General features: G+C 73.4%; 14 protein-coding genes, 1 tRNA gene and 1 riboswitch. Of the genes, 2 read left to right on the forward strand and 13 right to left on the reverse strand.

All coding sequences use genetic code 11. The features are described from left to right. Positions 1–51 precede the first annotated feature (51 nt). On the reverse strand, positions 52–669 hold the full coding sequence (locus tag ACFV4P_RS26610) for a class F sortase (protein ID WP_073815373.1): 618 nt from the start codon (positions 667–669) through the stop codon (positions 52–54). A 90-nt stretch (positions 670–759) separates the two neighbouring features. Further along, complete coding sequence (locus ACFV4P_RS26615; protein WP_380475205.1) at positions 760–3294, reverse strand: phosphatidylglycerol lysyltransferase domain-containing protein; 2535 nt, start codon at positions 3292–3294, stop codon at positions 760–762. A 287-nt stretch (positions 3295–3581) separates the two neighbouring features. Between ACFV4P_RS26615 and ACFV4P_RS26620 the strand changes: the two genes are divergently transcribed. Beyond that, entirely contained in the window at positions 3582–4892 is a 1311-nt protein-coding gene (locus ACFV4P_RS26620; RefSeq protein WP_380475207.1) for a hypothetical protein, read from the forward strand. Between the two features lie 88 nt (positions 4893–4980). Here ACFV4P_RS26620 and ACFV4P_RS26625 read toward each other — a convergent pair whose 3' ends face one another. Together ACFV4P_RS26625 and ACFV4P_RS26630 are read right to left on the reverse strand one after the other, a co-directional pair. Next, on the reverse strand, positions 4981–6411 hold the full coding sequence (locus ACFV4P_RS26625; RefSeq protein WP_380475209.1) for an MFS transporter: 1431 nt from the start codon (positions 6409–6411) through the stop codon (positions 4981–4983). Between the two features lie 88 nt (positions 6412–6499). Further along, positions 6500–6814: a multidrug efflux SMR transporter gene (locus ACFV4P_RS26630; protein WP_073815497.1), complete on the reverse strand. Its 315-nt coding sequence runs from the start codon at positions 6812–6814 to the stop codon at positions 6500–6502. A 33-nt stretch (positions 6815–6847) separates the two neighbouring features. After that, positions 6848–6914, reverse strand: a riboswitch (guanidine-III (ykkC-III) riboswitch). Positions 6915–7202: 288 nt separating this feature from the next. On the opposite strand from ACFV4P_RS26630, the gene ACFV4P_RS26635 reads away from it, so the two are divergent. Then, positions 7203–7274: transfer RNA gene (locus tag ACFV4P_RS26635), tRNA-Cys, on the forward strand. A 153-nt stretch (positions 7275–7427) separates the two neighbouring features. Here ACFV4P_RS26635 and ACFV4P_RS26640 read toward each other — a convergent pair. From ACFV4P_RS26640 to ACFV4P_RS26680, 9 genes are all read right to left on the reverse strand, one after another. Then, positions 7428–8864: a WXG100 family type VII secretion target gene (locus ACFV4P_RS26640; RefSeq protein WP_380475211.1), complete on the reverse strand. Its 1437-nt coding sequence runs from the start codon at positions 8862–8864 to the stop codon at positions 7428–7430. Positions 8865–8988: 124 nt separating this feature from the next. Beyond that, positions 8989–9318, reverse strand: a complete 330-nt coding sequence (locus ACFV4P_RS26645) for a hypothetical protein (RefSeq protein ID WP_380475213.1) — start codon at positions 9316–9318, stop codon at positions 8989–8991. A gap of 130 nt (positions 9319–9448) precedes the next feature. Beyond that, positions 9449–10801 carry a S8 family serine peptidase gene (locus ACFV4P_RS26650; protein ID WP_380475215.1) on the reverse strand — a complete coding sequence of 451 codons (1353 nt, stop codon included), beginning with the start codon at positions 10799–10801 and terminating at the stop codon, positions 9449–9451. A gap of 216 nt (positions 10802–11017) precedes the next feature. Then, positions 11018–13315, reverse strand: coding sequence for a xanthine dehydrogenase family protein molybdopterin-binding subunit (locus ACFV4P_RS26655; RefSeq protein WP_380475217.1), 2298 nt, complete (start codon positions 13313–13315; stop codon positions 11018–11020). Then, positions 13312–14370, reverse strand: coding sequence for a 2Fe-2S iron-sulfur cluster-binding protein (locus ACFV4P_RS26660; RefSeq protein WP_380475219.1), 1059 nt, complete (start codon positions 14368–14370; stop codon positions 13312–13314). Before ACFV4P_RS26660 ends, ACFV4P_RS26655 begins: the two co-directional genes overlap by 4 nt. Beyond that, positions 14367–15263: a xanthine dehydrogenase family protein subunit M gene (locus ACFV4P_RS26665; protein WP_073815384.1), complete on the reverse strand. Its 897-nt coding sequence runs from the start codon at positions 15261–15263 to the stop codon at positions 14367–14369. The genes ACFV4P_RS26660 and ACFV4P_RS26665 overlap by 4 nt, the downstream gene beginning before the upstream one ends. 221 nt (positions 15264–15484) lie before the next feature. Beyond that, positions 15485–17107: a beta-N-acetylhexosaminidase gene (locus ACFV4P_RS26670; protein WP_380475221.1), complete on the reverse strand. Its 1623-nt coding sequence runs from the start codon at positions 17105–17107 to the stop codon at positions 15485–15487. A gap of 68 nt (positions 17108–17175) precedes the next feature. Then, positions 17176–17451 (reverse strand): DUF3039 domain-containing protein, encoded by a 276-nt coding sequence (locus ACFV4P_RS26675; RefSeq protein ID WP_030459614.1) that lies wholly within the window; start codon positions 17449–17451, stop codon positions 17176–17178. A gap of 60 nt (positions 17452–17511) precedes the next feature. Then, a complete protein-coding gene (locus ACFV4P_RS26680) occupies positions 17512–18090 on the reverse strand; it encodes a YqgE/AlgH family protein (protein ID WP_380475223.1) in 579 nt (192 codons plus the stop codon). Positions 18091–18241 lie beyond the last annotated feature (151 nt).

Raw genomic sequence — 18241 nt, forward strand, 5'->3', positions numbered from 1 at the left:
CCGAGTGCCCGCCCGGCCCGCCGAGCGCCCGTCAGGTCCGCCGGTCACTCGTCAGGCCCGCTGGGTCCGCACCAGGTGCGCGTACACCACCACGTTCCCGTCCCAGCCCCCCGCGCGGGTGTAGCCGCCGCCGCAGGTGATCAGCCGCAGCTGGGCGTCGGGGGTGGCCGCGTACACCTTGGTGTCGGGGAACTCGCGCTTCGGATAGACCTCCACGCCGTCCACCTGGAACCAGGCGGTGGCCCGGTCGGCGCGGGCCACCTCCACCTGGTCGCCCCGGCGCAGCGCGCCCAGCCGGTAGAACACCGCCGGCCCGCGCGCGGTGTCGACGTGCCCGGCCAGCACCGCCGCACCGCTCGACCCGGGGGCCGCGCCGCTGCGGTACCAGCCCGCCAGGTTGCCGTCGGCCTCGGGCGGCGGCTGCAGGCGTCCCTCGCCGTCCAGGCCCAGCGGGTCCACGGGGGCGTCCACGCCCAGCGCCGGGATCCGGATCCGCACCGGCGGCGAGGACGGCAGCGGCGGCACGGCGGGCCCGACCGGCGTCCCGTCGTACGCCTGCGCGGCGAGCGGGGCCGGCGGCAGCGCGCCCAGGCCCCCGTGCAGCAGCCACGAACCCGCCACGATCGCCCCCGCGGCCAGCGCCGCCCCGCCCCACGCCCGCTCGCCCACCGCACCCTCCGAAACCGTCCGGACCAGGCCCCAGTCAACCCATCGCCGCCCGGCCCGGCACGCCCGGTGTTCCGCCCGGGTGACCTGCCCTCAGCGGCGGCCGCGGCGCAGCCGGGGGCGGGTCAGGTAGCCCTCGGCGAGCGCGCTGGCCAGGCCGATCGCGGGCAGTTCGGAGGTCTTCTCGTACAGCACGTACCGGGGCTGCCAGTGCGGCCGGTAGCGGGCGTTGGCCCGGTACAGCTCCTCCAGCCGCCACCAGCGGGACAGGAACCGCAGTACCCCGCGCCACAGCCGCAGCACCGGCCCCGCGCCGAGCCGTTCCTCGAAGACCTCGCGGAGCATGGCGAAGTTCAACGACACCCGCCGTACCGCCGGCATCCCGTCGCGGGCCTGTTCGAGCAGCCGCGTCACGGTGTACTCGACCAGCCCGGGGTCGGACTCCCGGTCGCGCCGCATCAGGTCGAGCGACAGCCCGTCCTCGCCCCACGGGACGAAGGACAGCAGGGCGGCGGTCCGGCCGGCCTCGTCGCGGCACTCGGCGATCAGGCAGTCGCCGTCGGCGGGGTCGCCGAGCCGGCCGAGCGCCATCGAGTAGCCGCGTTCGGTGCGGCCGTGCCGCCAGGCGTCGGCGAGCCGCACCAGGTCGGCGAACTCCTCGGCGGGGATGTCGCGGTGACGGCGGACCACCACCCGGTACCCGGCCCGCTCGACCCGGGCGCAGGTCTGCCGCAGCCCGGGGTCGTCCGGGGTGAACCGGGCCGGTTCGACCACCGCCTCGTCGCCGAGGTGCAGCGCCCGCAGCCCCGCCACCCGGGCGTACACGGTGCCGCCCCGCTCGCCGGTGCCGGTGACGGCGGGGATCCAGGCGTGCGCGCGGGCCTGCCGCTGCCACTCCTCGATGGCCTGCGGCCACGCCTCCGGGTCGCCGATCGGGTCGCCGGAGGCCAGCGCGACGCCGTTGACCACCCGGTAGGCGACGGCGGCCCTGCGGCTCGCCGAGAAGCACAGCGCCTTGTCGCGGCGCAGCGCGAAGTACCCGAGCGAGTCCCGTCCGCCGTGCCGCTCCAGCAGCCGGCGCAGCTCCGCCTCCTCCTCGGGGCTCTGCCAGTCGGTGCCGAGCGGGGAGCGCAGCAGGATCCGCAGGGTGAGCAGCAGCAGGGCGGTGCCGAGCAGGTTGAGCGCGAGGTCGATCCAGCGCGGCACGTCCACCCCGGTGACCCGGACGACGCCGGAGAGGGTGACCAACCGCAGCAGGCCGTAGCGGGCGGCCTCGCCCCAGTCCGGCACGCCGTCGGTGTGCCCGACCCGGACGGCGACCGCGCCGAGGCCGGTGAGCAGCGCCCCGCCGAGCACCAGCACGGCGGCGGCCAGCGGCAGGTTGCCGCGCCCGCCGCGCACCCGGAACACCGGCCGGCTCAGCAGCAGCGCCAGCAGCACGGCGAGGGTGAGCGCGGCGGAGAACCAGTTGAACGGGTGGGCGCGGACCTCCGGGAAGGCCAGCGCGAGGGCGTACAGCCCGGCGTGCACCAGGACGACGGCCACCGCGGCGATCCAGGCGGCGCGTTTGCGGCGGCGCAGCATCACGGCGAGCAGCCCGGCCAACAGCGCGGTGGTGAACCCGGAGGTGACCAGCGCGGGCGTGAAGTACTCGCCGCGGTCGACCCGTTGGACCTGCGCGCGGAACGGGGCGACGACCGCGCCGAGCAGGTCGATCAGGGTGACGATCCGCAGGTACCACTGGGCGAACGCGGCGCAGCGCAGCCGCCAGGTCGCCGGCGGCGCGGGCGGCTCGAACGGCGCGGACGGCTCGGACGGCGCGGGCTCGACGGCGGGCGGTCGGACCGGCGCGGGCTCCGCCGCTCTCGCGGGCTCCGCGGGGTCGAGGTCGGCGTCGGGGGTGCCGGCCAGCAGGTCGTAGACGGTGGTCTTGGCGGAGACCAGGCGGCGGTGGATGCGTTCCTCGCGCCGCTCGGCGCGGGCCAGCCGGCGCGGCCGGGCCCGGTAGCGCCAGCGGGCCCACGGGCTCTGCGGCCGGGCCAGCCGGACCGCGCCGACCAGGGCGAGCGGCCAGAGCATGATGCCGAGCAGCCCCGTCCAGGTCTTGCCCTTGAGCAGGCTGACCACCACCAGGGCGAGCAGCCCGCAGGCCCCGGCCAGGGTGGGCCCGTCGGGGTGGCGGGCGAATCCGCCGAGCGGGAGTTCGCCGAGCAGCAGCAGTCCGATGGTGGCGACGGCGAGCATCACGGCGTCCACCGAGGTGCGGCCCTGGGTGGACCAGTAGACGTCCTTCAGGTGCAGCACCAGCGCGAACTCGTCCAGCACGAGTCCGCAGCCGACGCCGAACCCGAAGCCGAGCAGGTTCCACCAGGAGCCGCCGTCACCGCGCAGCGCGAACGCGGCGACGCCGCAGACCAGCAGCAGGGCCTGGCCGAACACCACGTGGTGGATGTGCAGCCCGCCGGGGGCGACGTTCCCGGGCCACCAGCGGACCTGGGCGCGGATCAGCCGGGTGCTGATCCGGATGAACAGGAACGACAGCACCAGGCCGAGCAGCAGCAGGAACAGCGGCTCCCGTCCGGTGTCGACGATCCGGTCCCGGTAGGCGTCCAGCACTGACTGCCACATCGGCGGGTGCGACCTCCGTGTCCTCGGTCCGATCCGGTCCGTGCCATCTGATGCCAGGTCAACCCCGGGACGCCGGTGCCGCTCCGACCCGGTGCGCCGAACAGGTGAGCTGTTCGGCGTGGCGTCCCCCGGTCATCCGTACCCCGGGGCGTCCTTCCCGGCGCACGGCGACACCCCGTGCGATGCTGGGGCCGACTCCCCCCGGACGACGCCTCGGTCATTCCACCCGACGGACCGTCCCTCCGGCCGGTGCCTTCTCCTTACTCCCTGGTGAACGGATGTGAGACATGGACGCCCTCTCCCGCAGGACGCTGCTGGCCGCCGGTGCGGCGACCGCCGCCACCCTCGCGGCGGGCTGCGCGAGCACCTCGGGGAGCGGGGGCGGCGGCGGACAGCCGGCCCAGGCCGACGGCCTCGCCTCGAACGGCAGCCCCAGCGCCGTCCCCAAGCCCCCGGCCACCCTGATCGGCGACGGCTCCACCTCCGACACCGGCCCCCAGCCCAACCAGCCCACCCCCGAACCGCTGGAACCCGGCCAGAAGCCCCCGCAGTTCGTGGTGTTCTCCTGGGACGGCGCGGGCGAGCTCGACGACCGCCTGTTCAGCCGGTTCCGGCAGCTCGCCAAGGACCACGACGCCACCATGACGTTCTTCCTCTCCGGCATCTACACCCTGCCCGAGTCGAAGAAGTCCATGTACCACCCGCCGCAGCACTCCGTCGGCGCCTCCGACATCGGCTACCTGAGCGACCCCCACATCCGCGCCACCATCGAGCAGATCGGCGCGGCCTGGCTGGACGGCCACGAGATCGGCACCCACTTCAACGGGCACTTCTGCGGTGCCAACGGCGGCGGCCGGTGGTCCCCCGAGGACTGGGACAGCGAGATCCAGCAGGCGATGGACTTCGTCATGAACTGGAAGACCAACACCGGCAACACCGACCTGCCCGCGCTGCCCTTCGACTACCGCAAGGAACTGATCGGCGGCCGCACCCCCTGCCTGGAGGGCCAGCGCGGCCTGCTGCCCACCGCCGTCAAGCGCGGCTGGAAGTACGACAGTTCGGGCCCCGGCGGGCTGCAGATGTGGCCGCAGAAGTTCGCCGGCGGCGCGCTGTGGGACATGCCGCTGCAGTCCATCCCGTTCCCCGGGCACACCTTCCAGGTGCTCTCGATGGACTACAACATCATGTACAACCAGTCCGGCGACAACACCAAGGGCGACCCCGCCCGCCGCTCCTTCTGGCAGACCCAGGCCCGCGACTCGTACCTGGCCGGCTTCGACCGCGCCTACCACGGCAACCGGGCGCCGTTCATCATCGGCAACCACTTCGAGGGCTGGAACGGCGGCATCTACATGAACGCCGTCGAGGACGTCCTGAAGGCCGTCGCCGGCAAGCCCGAGGTGCGGATGGTGTCGTTCCGGCAGCTGGTCGAATGGCTGGAGGTGCAGGACCCGGCCGTGCTCAAGAAGCTCCAGGCCCTCACTCCCGGCCAGAGCCCCGAGGGCGGCTGGAGCAGCTACCTCGGCGGGGCCGGCGCCCCGGCCTCCGCGCCCGCCACCACCCGGCCCTCCGTCCCGCCGGTGGCCGGCGGCAAGTGACCCCTGCTCAGCCCTCCGCCCGGCCGGATCCGTTCTCCGGCCGGGCGGTTCGGCTCTCCGGCCGGGGCTCGGAGCTCTGCGGGGCCGGTCAGCTCTTCGCCCGGCCGGCGAGCGCCGCACCGAGCAGCGCCACCACCGGCATGGTCAGGAACACCGCCGCGAACGCCCCTGCCGGCAGCGCCGCGTCCCGGGCCACCGCGCCGACCGCGCCGCCGCCGAGCGCCGCGAACAGCACGCCCGCGAGGCCGGTCAGCAGGACGTTGCCCAGCGCGTCGCTGAGCTGGAGCGCCGCCGAGTTCTCGCCGGTCTCCTCCGGCGCCGACAGCTTCATCATCAGCACGCTGATGCTGGCGATCGCCAGACCCATGCCGGCGCCGCCGACCGCCCAGGCCGCCGCCGTCACCCACACCGGCACCGACGACACCAGCACCAGCGCCGCCGCACCGATCGCCACCGCCGTCAGCACGAACCCGTACCGGATCATCGCTTCCCGGTAGCGCTCCGCGCCGGGCCGGCCCTGCAGCCACGACCCCAGCGCCCAGGACAGTCCGCCCGGCGCCAGCGTCAGACCCGCCATCGTCACCGACAGGCCGCGCTGGGTCTGCATCATCAGCGGGATGAACAGCTCGGACGCGAAGAACGCGCCCGCCGCTAGCCCGCGCAGCAGGATCACCGTCGGCAGGCCGCGGGCCGCCCGCAGCGTCCCCTTCGGCAGCAGCCGCAGCACCGCCGGGCCGATCAGCGCCACACCGGCGCCCGCCGGCAGCAGCGACCACACGTCCAGCCGCTGACCGGCGTACTGCAGCAGCGCCGCGCCGAGCGCGACCATCGCCGCGTCCCGGGTCCGCCGCCAGTCGTACGGCGCCGCCTTCAGCGGCGGCTGGCGGCGCTCCGAGCGGCGCAGCGCCGGGCCCATCACCGCGAGCGGCAGCAGCACCAGCACCGGCACCGCGAGGAACACCCAGCGCCAGCCCAGGTGCTGGGTGACCGCGCCGGAGATCACCGGGCCGAGGATCGACGGCAGCACCCAGGCCGCCGAGAACGCGGCGAACACCGCCGGACGCAGCCGCTCCGGGAACGCCCGGCCGACCACCACGTACAGCGCCACGATGACCAGGCCGCCGCCCAGGCCCTGCACCGCCCGGCCCGCGACGAACATCCACATGTTCATCGCGGTGCCGGCCGTCACCAGGCCCGCCGCGAACACCGCGATGCCGGCGAACAGCGGCGCGAGCGGCCCGCGCCGGTCGCACCACTGCCCGGACACCACCATCGCCAGCAGCGTGGTGGTGAAGTAGGCGGAGAACGCGAACGCGTACAGACCGATGCCGTCGAGCTGCTGGGCGGCGGTCGGCATCGCGGTGTTCACCGCGGTCGCCTCGAAGGCCAGCAGCAGCACCACCGAGACGATGCCCAGCGTCAGCGCCCGCCAGGGCCCGCTGAGCACTCCTCCCGTGCCGTCGTCGCCGTCGGATATCTGCTGCGGTATTGCCGTTTCGGCCGGGGAGGTGGTGGTCACCACGACATGGTAAGTGCCGTCTTTCCGTTTTGATCCTGACCTGAGGGCGGAACCGCCCTCCTCCGCGGGCCCTGGGGCCTGGCGCGACTCAGTGCAGCGCCTTCAGGCCCACCACGCCGGCCACGATCAGCACCAGGCAGGTGATCCGGGCCGCGCTCACCGAGTCCCCCATCGCCGCCATCCCGTACAGCGCCGTCCCCACCGCGCCGATGCCCACCCACACCGCGTAGCCCGTCCCCAACGGAATCGACCGCATCGCGTACGCCAGCCCGCCCATCGACAGCGCCAACGCCACCACGAACACCAGACTCGGCACCAGCCGCGAGAACCCCTTGCTGGCCTCCAGGGCCACCGCCCAGACGGTCTCCAGCACACCGGCAACGATCAGCACAACCCACGCCATGACGACGGACTCCTCGCAGTAGTCGAACCACCTACCGCGCCGTCTTGTCATACCGGGTACGACGCACCTCGTCCGGGACGGGCCACCAACACCCGACTCGCTCCCGACCGTAGCACAGCCCCGACACGCGGAATTCATGCGCGAATTACCGCTTTCCATTGACGCCGCCCCGACCCGGCCCGCTATAGTGAATTCACCGGAACGAACCGGAGCAGCACCCCGACGACAGGAGAAGGCCATGAACAGGAAGCCGGAGGCCCTCGCAGCGCCCCGCACCTGTGCCCCCTGTCCGGGTTCCTCCTGTTGCGCCTGACTCGCAACCCCTCTCGCCGCCAGGCTGGTTGACGCCTGCGCGCGCCTCTTGCACCACCCCTTTGCACCCCTTCACGACCGTGTGCCCGAGTGGTTCAGGGAACCGTCTGCAAAACGGTTTACACGGGTTCGATTCCCGTCACGGTCTCTTCCGGAATTCACCGGGCGCAATTCATGCACCGCCGCGCCCGGTGAATTCCGCTGCCTTTTTCCATTTCCCCCGCCGCAACGCAACGGGCGCCGGTGACGATCCCTGAGGACCATCGCCGGCGCCCGCCGCTCGCTTGCCTACTGCTGCCTGCTACTCGATGACCGGCGGGTTCGCCGTGCCACCGCGCCAGGTCTCCTCGTCCTCGGTCAGGTAGTCGGGACGGTGCCCCTCGGCCTTCTTCTTCCGGTTGGCGCTCCCGGAACCCGGCGCACCGTGCATGCCGGCCGCACCGCCCTGACCGGCAGCCCGGCCCTTGCCGATGCCCGAACCGCCCTCGGTGAACGCCCGGCCACCGGCACCGCCGGCCTTGGCGCCGCCGATCGTGCCGCCGGCCTTGCGCACCAGGCCGCTGCCACCCTTGGCACCGCCGCCCTTCGCGCCACCGGCACCACCCATGCCGCCACCGTGCATGCCGCCGCCCATGCCACCGGCACCCGCAGCGCCACGGCCACCCGCAGCACCCGCACCGCCGGCACCGGCCCCGGCACCGCCCGCACCGCCGGCCTTGCCCGCGCCACCGGCCCCGGCACCGCCGGCGCCGCCGACCTTGCCCGCGCCGCCGCCGCCACTGGTCCCGAGACCGCCGGTACGACCGCCGCCGGACCCGAGCCCACCGCCACGACCGCCGCCGGACCCGCCACCGGGCAGGGACCCGCCGCCGAGACCGCCACCGGGCATGTAGACACCGCCGCCGCCGATACCGCCACCGCCGGACCCGCCGCCCCCGGTCCCGGGCCCCGGCAGAGTCCCGGTCCCGCCGGGCAGACCGCCCCCGGGCCCGGTCGGAATCCCCGGCCCCGTCTCAGGCGGCGTCCACCCGTCCAGCCCGGTGGACGGCGGCTTCCACGGCTGCCCCGGGTTCAACGGCGGCACCGTGTGCGTCGGCTGCGTCGGATCCACCTGCCCCGGCGACCAGGGCACCTGCTGCCCCGGGTTCTTCGGCGGCACGTACCCGGGCGGAGGCAGGTCCTTGGGGTGCCCCTCCGGGTACTGCGGCATCGGCACGTTGGGCGGAGTGTGCCCGGGCGGGGGCGTCGTGGTCGGCTCGGGCGGGAAAGCCTCGCCCGTCTGCCGTTCGCCGGTTCGACCCGGCGGATTGTCCAGATAGCTCGCCGCCTCGAGGTACTGGGGCCCGAGGTGCTCCATGACGCCGATCGCGTACTGGTGGGCGACCTCGGTCGCCGACAACTCGTGGGCGTTCTTGTTCACCGCGTCGATGCGGTTCATCCCCGAGGCAAGGTCGCGCTTGAGGCCTTCGTCGGACGAGGCGAAGCCGTCGTTGAGGGTCTTGCCCACCCGGTCCCAGAAGCCGGGAACCTTGATCTGGCCCATCGTCGACTTGGTCTGCTGCAGCGCGGTGGCCGCATAGTCCATGGCGACCGAGGTGTTCGACGCATGCGCAGCGGTGTTGGTCAGGCTCTGCTGGATCTGACCGCCCTTCTGCGCGAAGCCCTGGGCGGCGGCGCCCTCCCAGTTGGCGGAGGCGTGCTGGACGGCCTCCTGCAGCTTTGCGGCGACGTCGTTCAACTCCTGGTGAACACTCTTCCAGTGCTCACCGACCTCGCGGATCCGGTCCGGGCTGGAGTGCCCGACCATGTCCTTGAGCGGGATGAGGGCGAAGCTGTCGAAAGAGGTCTTGTGTGACGCCATGTCAGACCGTCCTCGGAGTCATCTGGTTCATCGCCGTCTGCTTGTCGAGTTCACCATCGGTGTACCTGGCATGAGCGGTCTGGGTCTTGTCGCCGTACTCGTTGATCAGGGCGTCAAGATCCGAGATCGTCTGGGTCAGGAACGCCTGCATCTTGCCGTGCGCCTCGTACAGCGCCTGCGCCTCCACGAAGTCTCCACCGAAGGCATCCCGCGGGATGTCGGTCTTGTACTTCGTATTGGTGCCACACGTACTGATGTTCTGCTGGAGGGCCCGCAGTCGCTTGACAACTGCCTCCAGCTCATCCGGGTTTACGCGGAATCCGTCGGACACGAGGCCCTCTCCCCCTGGAGTGTCGAAACTTCCCCGTGGTAGCGCTCTGGTGGGTGGGCTGACCGTTAACTCAGAGCGTTCGATCGTATCGCGTTCGGAGGGCGTATTGACACGCCCCCGACGCGACTGATTACTGACCCTGGTAAGGGTTCTGATAGGACGTCGGCGGCTGGGGCGGGTAGCCGGGCGGCGGCTGCTGCCCGTACTGCGGAGCTCCCTGCTGCTGCCCGTACGGCTGCTGCTGGGCGGGCGGCCAACCCTGCTGCGCACCGTACGGGGCCGGAGCACCCGGCTGGCCGGGCACGCTCTGCGACCGGCTGCGCCTCCGGCTGTTCGCCACCACGATCGCGATGATCACGATCAGCAGCACCACGACCCCACCGACCCCGCCAAGGATCAGCGGCATGGTCGAGGTGCTCGATTGCTTCAGCTCCGGAGCCGCGCCAGGATCTCCCAGCCCGGACCCGGGATCGGCAGAACTTCCGCCGCCCGCGGACGCGCCTGCGCTGGCCGCAGGACTCGGATCGTCCCCAGCCGGAAGCGCCAACGGCCCATTGGCTGCCCCTGCCGGGATGTCCATGGTCAGTGCCTCGTACGGGCGGACGACTCCGTAGCCGTAGTGCTGATCCGGAAGCTTACTCACACCGGAAGGTCGCGATGCCGACTTGACCAGCCGCTCGGCAACCTGCCCGGCCGTCAGCTTCGGGAACTTCGCCCGCACCAGAGCCGCGGTGGCAGAGACGTAGGCCGCCGCGTCCGAGGTGCCGTCACCGATGCAGTACTGCCCCGAACCGCAGGAGCCTGCGGACACGATCCGCACGCCTGGCGCCGAAAGAAGCACCTCCGGGCCGTAGTTGGACTTCGGCCAGATCTTCAGATCCTTGTCGACCGCGCCGACGGCGAGGACCCCCGGTGTCCTCGCCGGATACTCGACCGGAGCATTGGAGTTACCCGAGCTTGCCACGATCAAGACATTGTGAGCAGCAGCGTAGGCAACAGCTTCAGGCAGACGCGGGTTGTCTTCCGCGCCACCCTGCGAAATGTTGATCACCTTCGCATCGTGGTCCACCGCCCACTTGACCGCCTCCGGGATCCCATCACGGTCTCCGGGGCCGCCCTTGAAAATTGGCAGTATCTTGACCCCGGGAGCCAGGCCCAACACGCCGTCGCTGTTACCGCTGCCATGGCCCTGGCCGGCGATCAGGCTCGCCATTCCGGTGCCGTGCGGATTGGAGGTTCCCACTTCGTTGCCGCCACCACTCGGGTCGAACCCGGGCAGCACGCGCCCCGCAAGGTCTGGGTGGTTGGGATCCACACCGGCATCGATCACGGCGACGGTGACACCCTCGCCCCTGGTGATCGACCACACCTTGTCGAGGTTGAAGTACTGGTTCGCCCATTGCGTGTCACGAACTTGGTCCGCGGACGCCGTCGGCAGGCCAGCGAGCAGGAAACCCGCGGTCAGCGTGGTCGCGCCGAGCACGCGTGTGAGTCTGGTCAGCCTCATCAGTACCCCGTCAGTCGAGTGACAGCCCGTTCGTTCTCGCAACGCCCCCGGAACGCAGGACCGTTCGATGGTATCGCCCGCCCCGGCCTGTGCGCAGACCCTCTGTGACGAGCCCACTGCATTTCACCCGCCGCAGCCAACTGCGACTGCGACGGGTGTTCTGATGCAGCGTCTGCTGCCGCCGGGCGGTGCTCAGGCGAGGGTGGCGTCCTCCGGGAGGATGGGGAGGCGGCCGACGGGGAGGCCGGTGGCGGCGCGGACGGCGGCGGCGACGGCGGCGGGGGCGACGACGGCGGGGGCGGCGCTGACGGCTTTGGCACCGAAGGGGGCGACGACGTCGCGTTCTTCGAGGAGGGCGGCGATGCGGATGTCGGGGGTGTCGAGGGCGGTGGGGAGGCGGTATCCGGTGAGGGAGGCGTTGAGCGGGATGCCGTGTTCGGTGCGGAGGTTCTCGAGCAGGGCGAGTCCGACGCCCTGGGCGACGGCGCCCTCGATGCGGTTCTCGATCTGGCGGGGGTTCAGGGCCCGGCCGACGTCCTGGGCGACGGTCATGTCGACGACCCGGACGGCGCCGAGTTCGATGTCGACGTCGACGACGGCGCGCATCGCGCAGAAGGCGATGGAGACGAAGGCGTCGCCCTGTCCGGTCTCGGGGTCGAGGGGTTCGGTGGGGTGGGGGCGGCACTGGGCGGTGGCCCAGAGCTCGCGGCCTTCGAGCGCCTGGCTGACGGGCATGCCGAGCACACCGTCGTACGAGGTGATCTTCCCGTCGCTGATGGTGAGGAGTTCGACGGACATCCCGAAGTCCGCGGCGATCGGCTGCAGCATCTGGTGGCGGACCATCAGCGCGGCCCGTTCGACGGCGCCTCCGGAGACCCAGGTGTGCCGGCCGCGGGCGGCGGGGCCGGCCGCGGTCTGGTCGGAGTCGACGGGCGCGATGTACACCTCGCTGACGCCGAGCACGGACTGGACGATCTGCCGGGCGAGGGTGGCGAAGCCCTGTCCGGAGTCAACGGCGGCGCAGATGACGGTGGCGTGGTCGCCGGAGACCCGGACGGTCGCGGTGGAGACCTCGTCCTCGCCCTCGGCGCCGAGCATGTGCACCATGCCGACGGCGTAGCCGATGCCGCGTCGCACCGCGGCGGGGTCGCCGGCGCCGCCGGGTCCGCCGGGCAGCAGCCAGTCTGCCTCGGGGTCGTCGAGGGGCAGCGCGGGCAGCGGGGAGTCGGCGAGCGCGTCGAGCAGCGCGGTGACCGGCGCGGGGCAGGTGACGGCCTGTCCGGTGGGCAGCGGGTCGCCGGTGGACATGGCGTTGCGGCGGCGGATCTCCAGCGGGTCGACGCCGAGCTGCTTGGCGAGCTGGTCGAGCTGCGACTCGTACGCGAAGCAGCTCTGCAGCGCACCCTCGCCGCGCATCCGTCCGGCCGGCGGGTTGTTGGTGCGCACCGCCCAGGCGTCCACGAAGACGTTGGGGCAGGTGTAGGGGCCGACGGAGAACGCGACGGCGGCGGCCAGGGCCTCGGCGGAGACGTCGGCGTAGGCGCCGCCGTCGAGCAGGATCTGCGCCTCGACCTTGACCAGCGTGCCGTCGGCGTCGGCGTGGTGGCGGTAGCGCAGCAGCGCGGGGTGCCGGGTGGCGTGCGCCTGGAAGGACTCGGCGCGGGTGAGGGTCATCTTGACGGGGCGTCCGGTGCGCAGCGCGAGCAGCGCGAGGGTGACCTGGAAGGAGATGTCCTCGCGGTCGGCGGTGGCGCCGGGGACGCCGGTGGCGACGAGCCGGACCCGGTCGGGTTCGAGGCCGAGGCAGGCGGCGGTGCGGTCGCGGTCGCCGTGCGGGTCGGTGGAGGAGAGGTGCAGTTCGACGCCGCCGTCGGGGCGGGGCACGGCGAGGCCGGCTTCGGCGCCGATCGGGGCGGGGTCCTGCCGGCCGACCTGGTAGAGGCCTTCGACGACGATCGTGCCGACGGCGTCGGGGTCGCCGGTGCGCAGCGGCAGGTGCCGCAGCAGGTTGCCGTCGGGGTGCAACGGCGGGGCGTGGAAGGCGACTTCGGGGTCGGTGACGGGTTCCAGGAGCTCGTACTCGACCAGGATCGCGGCGGCGGCGACCCGGGCGGTGTCGGGGTGGTCGGCGGCGACGGCGGCGACGGGTTCGCCGTGGTGGCGCACCACGCCGGCGGCGAGCACCGGCCGGTCGGCGACGACGGGGGTGCCGTCGGGGCCGGCGGGCAGGTCGGCGGCGGTGACCACGGCGTGCACGCCGGGGACGGCGAGCGCGGCGGAGGTGTCGACGGAGACGATCCGCGCGTGCGGGTGCGGGGAGCGCAGCACGGCGCCCCAGAGCAGTCCTTCGGCCCACAGGTCGGCGGCGTACGGGTAGATGCCGAGGGCCTTGGGCAGGGCGTCGGTGCGCAGCGGGGAGGCGCCGAGGCCGGTGGTGCCGGTCTCGTCGTCCGCGGGGGCGGCCGCCGGGAGCTCGGTGGCGGAGGTCATGCGTTCTCGTCCTCGGGGAGCCTGATGCCGTGGGCGGGGGTGGCGTCGTGGCCGGGGGTGGCCTGGTAGCCGGTGTACTGGTGTCCGTAGTCGTCGGTGGCGTAGACGGTGCCGTCGTAGCCCGGGTCCTGGTGCGGGACGCCCTGGTAGACGCCCGGTTCCTGGTGCGGGGTGCCGTGCGGCGGGGTGGGCAGGTAGGGGGTGCCCTGGGCGGGGGTGCCGTAGAGGGCGCCGTCGGCGGCGGTGCCGTGGGCGGGGGTGGGTTCCCAGCCGGCGGGCGCGGGGGCCGCGTAGACGGCGTCGGCGGGGGCGGACCAGTCCTGGACGACGGGTTCGGCCTGTGCCTGCGGCGGGATCAACTGGTCGGCCTCGTGCCAGAGTTCGGAGTCGGCGTAGAGCGGCAGCTCGCCGGCCAGCGCGAGGTCGGCGAAGGACTGCTCGGTGGCCCGCGGCGGGGCTGCGGCGGCGGCCGGTTCGTCGGGTGCGGCGGTGGCGGCGGCCTGTTCGGCGGCGTCGAGTTCCGCTTCGAGGGCGGCTTCGCGGGCTTCGGCGACGGTCTGGACGGCGGCCAGGGCGCCCCGGTAGCCGGTGCAGCGGCAGAGGTTGCCGCAGAGCGCCTGGCGGGCCTCGATCTCGCTGGGCCGGTGGTTGCGCTGCAGCAGGTCGTGGACGGCCATCGCGAGGCCGGGGGTGCAGTAGCCGCACTGGACGGCGCCGGAGTCGGCGAGCGCCTGCTGGACGTCGCTGGCGCCGCCGCTGCCGGACAGGCCCTCGACGGTGTTGATCTCGCTGTCGGCGGCGAGCGCGGCGGGCACCAGGCAGCCGTTCACCAGCTGTCCGTCGACCTGCACCGAGCAGGCCCCGCACTCGCCCTGTTCGCAGCCGTCCTTGGCGCCGGCCAGGCCGAGGCGTTCGCGCAGCACGTACAGCAGGCTCTCGCCGATCCAGGCGTCGCTGACGGGTCGTTCGACGCCGTTGACGCGCAGTGTGTACGAGGCGGTGGGGCGCACGTCGCCGGTGAGCGCCCCGGGGTGGTTCAGCAGTTCGTCGGTCACTTCAGCGCCCTTCCCAACGCCCGGCGGGCCAGCACGGCCACGGTACGCCGCAGGCGGGCGCCGGCCGGGCCCGCCCCCTCGCCGCCGGCGGCGCCCTCGGGGACGCAGGCGCCGGCCACGTAGTCGCCGAACGCGGCGAGCGCGGCGGGGTCGATGACGACGGCGCCGTCCTCGCCGCGGGCGTCCCAGTCGATGCAGCCGGCCACCCAGTTCTCGGCCTCCAGCGGCCGCAGCGGGACGGGGGCGGCGGCGCCGACGGCGCAGCGCACGCCGCGTCGGGCGGGGTCGAGGACCAGGGCGACGGAGGCGGCGGCGCGGGACGGTCCGCTGCGGCCGGTGGACTTGAGGAACACCTGCGGGGCGTGCAGCAGCGGCACCCGCACCCAGGTGAGGAGTTCGCCGGGGCGCAGCGGGTCGAGTCCGGTGAGCAGGTGGCTGATCGGCACGTCGCGGACGCCGCCGGGCCGGGCGAGGGTGGCGGTGGCTTCGAGGGCGGCGAGCACCGGGAGGGTGTCGCCGGCGGGTGCGGCGGTGGCGATGTTGCCGCCGAGGGTGCCGACGTTGCGGACCTGCGGGGGGCCGGCGGTGCGGGCGGCGTCGGCGAGGGCCGGGATCAGGGCGGCGAAGTCGGGGCGGTCCATCCGGGCGTGGGTGAGTCCGGCGCCGAGGACGGCGGTGCCGCCGTCCTCGTAGCGCCAGCCGCGCAGTTCGGTGATCCGGCCGAGTCCGATCAGTGCGGCGGGCCGCAGCCGTCCGCCGTTGACGGCCTCCATCAGGTCGGTGGCGCCCGCCACCGGCACCGCCCCTGGGGTGGCGGCCAGCGCTTCGACCGCCTCGTCGACCGAGGACGGCATCATGATCGTCCGGTTCACCAGGTTCCCACCGTGCTCCATTTGCAGTGCGGCCTGCCGCCCGTAGGGTACGGGCGATCGGTGCGGGTTGGGCAACTCTGGCACACAAAGACCGCTGATCATTTCCGGGGTCGCGGACAGGTCCGAACAACTCGGGACAACTCCGGGCGCGAACGCGCACGAACACGACCTGGCCGATGTCCAGCTGATCGGCTGTTCATCTGATCATGACGTGGCGACCGCGCCCGAAGTTCCGGTACGTCCTATTCCGTCGATCCCGGCCGGCCGTCCGTCGGCCGGCCGACGATGCCGGGCTTGCGCTGCCAGGGGCGCGGGCCCTCGGGGCGGCGGTACTCGATGCCGAGCGCGTCGAGGCGCGGGTAGTGGCCGGCCATCCGGGTCTCGAAGCCGGCCCAGTCGCGGGCGGCGGGGTCGCGCGGCAGGTCGGACCAGGCGACCTCGGCGAACGCGGCGAGCCGCGGGAACACCTTGTAGTCGACGTCCCGGCCGTCGAACATGAACTCGGTCCAGATGTTCGCCTGGGTGCCGATGACGTGCCGGGCGGCCTGCTCGTCGAGCTGCGGCGGGACGGGCTCGAAGCGGTAGACGTCCTCCAGCGAGCGCACCCAGCCGACCGGGACCGGCTCGTCCTCGCCGCCGTCCTGCCGGTGGTCGAGGTAGACGTGCTGCTCGGGGCACATCACCACGTCGTGCCCGGCCTGCGCGGCGGCGATGCCGCCCTGGTAGCCGCGCCAGGAGGAGACCGCGGCGCCGGGGGCGAGGCCGCCCTCCAGGATCTCGTCCCAGCCGATCAGGCGACGGCCGCGCTCGGCCAGCCAGCTGTCGAAGTGCCGGATGACGTGGCTCTGCAGCTCGAACTCGTCGGCGAGGCCGAGCTCGGCGATCCGGGCCTGCGCGGCGGGGCTGGCCTTCCACTGGTCCTTGGGGCACTCGTCGCCGCCGAGGTGGACGAAGGTGGAGGGGAAGATCTCCAGCACCTCCTCCAGCACGTTCTCGTAGAAGCGCAGGGTGGCCTCGGAGGCGTTCAGGATGTTCTCGCTGACGCCCCAGTCGGTCCAGGTGCCGAGCGCGGCGGTGTCCACCACGTCGGTGTTGCCGAGCTCGGGGTAGGCGGCGATGGCGGCCTGGTTGTGGCCGGGCAGGTCGACCTCGGGGACGACGGTGATGTGCCGGGCGGCGGCGTAGGCGACGATCTCGCGCAGGTCGTCCTGGGTGTAGTAGCCGCCGTGCGGCTGGTCGTCGTGCCGCTTGCCGGCCCGGTAGCCGACCATCGACCGCTCCCGCCAGGACGCGGTCCCGGTGAGCTTCGGGTAGCGCCTGACCTCGATCCGCCAGCCCTGGTCGTCGGTCAGGTGGAAGTGGAGGACGTTCAGCTTGTGCGCGGCCAGCTGGTCGATGAACCGCAGCACGCCGGCCTTCGGCATGAAGTGCCGGGAGACGTCCAGCAGCGCGCCGCGCCAGCCGAACCGGGGCGCGTCGTGGATCTCCACCGCGGGCACCGTCCAGCGCGCGCCGGGCAGCGGCGCGGTGCGGTAGGCGGCGGGGCCGAGCAGCTGGCGCAGGGTCTGCGCGGCGTACGACAGGCCCGCGGCGCTGCCGCCGGTGAGCCGCACCGCGTCCGGGCCGGCGCTCAGCCGGTACTCCTCGGCGGCCAGGGCGTCGTCGAGCGCGAGCACCAGGCCGTCGGCCTGCCCGGCCGGGGCCGGGTCCAGGTCGAAGCCGGTGGCGGCGGACAGCTCGGCGCGCAGCCGGCGGGCGACGCCCTCGGCGCCGGGCGCGGCGGCGATCCGGCTGCCGGCGTGCAGCTCGAACGGGGCGGTGTCGGCGGGGGTGTGGACGTGCGACGGGGCAGGGATGAGGTCCATGCGCCTCATCCTGCCCCGGTGAACCCCGATTGGCATAGACCACTCGGGGCCCGCGTACGGCCCGGCCGTCAGTCCTTCTTGTCGTCCCCGCCCGGATTGTTCAGCCCGTCGAAGATCTCCTTGCACATCGGGCAGACCGGGTACTTCTTCGGGTCGCGGCCGGGCACCCAGACCTTGCCGCACAGCGCCACCACGGGGGACCCGGAGAGCGCGCTCTCCATGATCTTGTCCTTCTGGACGTAGTGGGCGAAGCGCTCGTGGTCGCCGTCCCCGTGCGAAGTCTGCGGGACGGGCTCGACCAGGGTGCCGGTGCCGAGGCCGCGCTCGGGCTCAAGAGTGCTCATGGGTGCCAAGTCTATGGGGGCCGCCCGGAAGGGGGCCACCATCCGGAGACAGGCTGCCGGTCAGTTCAGCGTCGGGTCGTCCGGGTAGGTGGCGAGCATCGCCAGCGGCCCGCGCTGGCGGCGCAGCACGGCCCGCCACATCCGGTCCGGCTGCACGCAGGAGACGTCGCCGGCCTCGCACTCCACCGGGTACCAGGCGCCCTCGGCGATCTCCTGTTCCAGCTGGCCGGGCGACCAGCCCGCGTAGCCGGCGAACACCCGCATGCCGCCGAGCACCCCGGCCAGCACCTCCGGCGGGGCCTCCAGGTCGACCAGCCCGATCGCCCCGTGCACCCGCCGCCAGCCGAGCGGCCCCGGGTGGGTCTCCTCGCCGGGCACCACGGCGATCGCCAGCGCGGAGTCCAGCCCCACCGGCCCGCCCTGGAAGACCACCGCCGGGTCCCCGGTCAGCGACGCCCAGCCGTCGAGCACCGCGGCCACGTCCACGGGGGTGGGCCGGTTGAGGACGACGCCGAGCGCGCCCTCGGCGTCGTGGTCGAGCAGCAGGACCACCGACCTGGCGAAGTTCGGGTCCGTCAGCACGGGCGTCGCCACGATCAGTCGGCCGGTGAGCGAGGGGGCCGCTTCCATGCCTGCCATGATGCCTCCCTACAGGCCCTGCGGGACACCCGGCAGGCCGTCGGCGGGGCCACCCGTCCGGCGCAATGGCGGTGCCGCTCGGCACCCCTTACAGCATGATCACCAATAGGGCACACGGGAACCAATCGCCCACCCTCTACCATCTATGAGG

Source organism: Kitasatospora sp. NPDC059795, from assembly GCF_042732175.1.
Classification (GTDB): domain Bacteria; phylum Actinomycetota; class Actinomycetes; order Streptomycetales; family Streptomycetaceae; genus Kitasatospora.

Bases quoted from the DNA above. Each gene is read 5' to 3' on its own strand.
- ACFV4P_RS26630 (WP_073815497.1), bottom strand. From the start codon at position 6,814: ATGGCGTGGGTTGTGCTGATCGTTGCCGGTGTGCTGGAGACCGTCTGG.
- ACFV4P_RS26680 (WP_380475223.1), bottom strand. From the start codon at position 18,090: ATGGCAGGCATGGAAGCGGCCCCCTCGCTCACCGGCCGACTGATCGTG.
- ACFV4P_RS26620 (WP_380475207.1), top strand. From the start codon at position 3,582: ATGGACGCCCTCTCCCGCAGGACGCTGCTGGCCGCCGGTGCGGCGACC.
- ACFV4P_RS26665 (WP_073815384.1), bottom strand. From the start codon at position 15,263: ATGGAGCACGGTGGGAACCTGGTGAACCGGACGATCATGATGCCGTCC.
- ACFV4P_RS26655 (WP_380475217.1), bottom strand. From the start codon at position 13,315: ATGACCTCCGCCACCGAGCTCCCGGCGGCCGCCCCCGCGGACGACGAG.
- ACFV4P_RS26670 (WP_380475221.1), bottom strand. From the start codon at position 17,107: ATGGACCTCATCCCTGCCCCGTCGCACGTCCACACCCCCGCCGACACC.
- ACFV4P_RS26615 (WP_380475205.1), bottom strand. From the start codon at position 3,294: ATGTGGCAGTCAGTGCTGGACGCCTACCGGGACCGGATCGTCGACACC.
- ACFV4P_RS26675 (WP_030459614.1), bottom strand. From the start codon at position 17,451: ATGAGCACTCTTGAGCCCGAGCGCGGCCTCGGCACCGGCACCCTGGTC.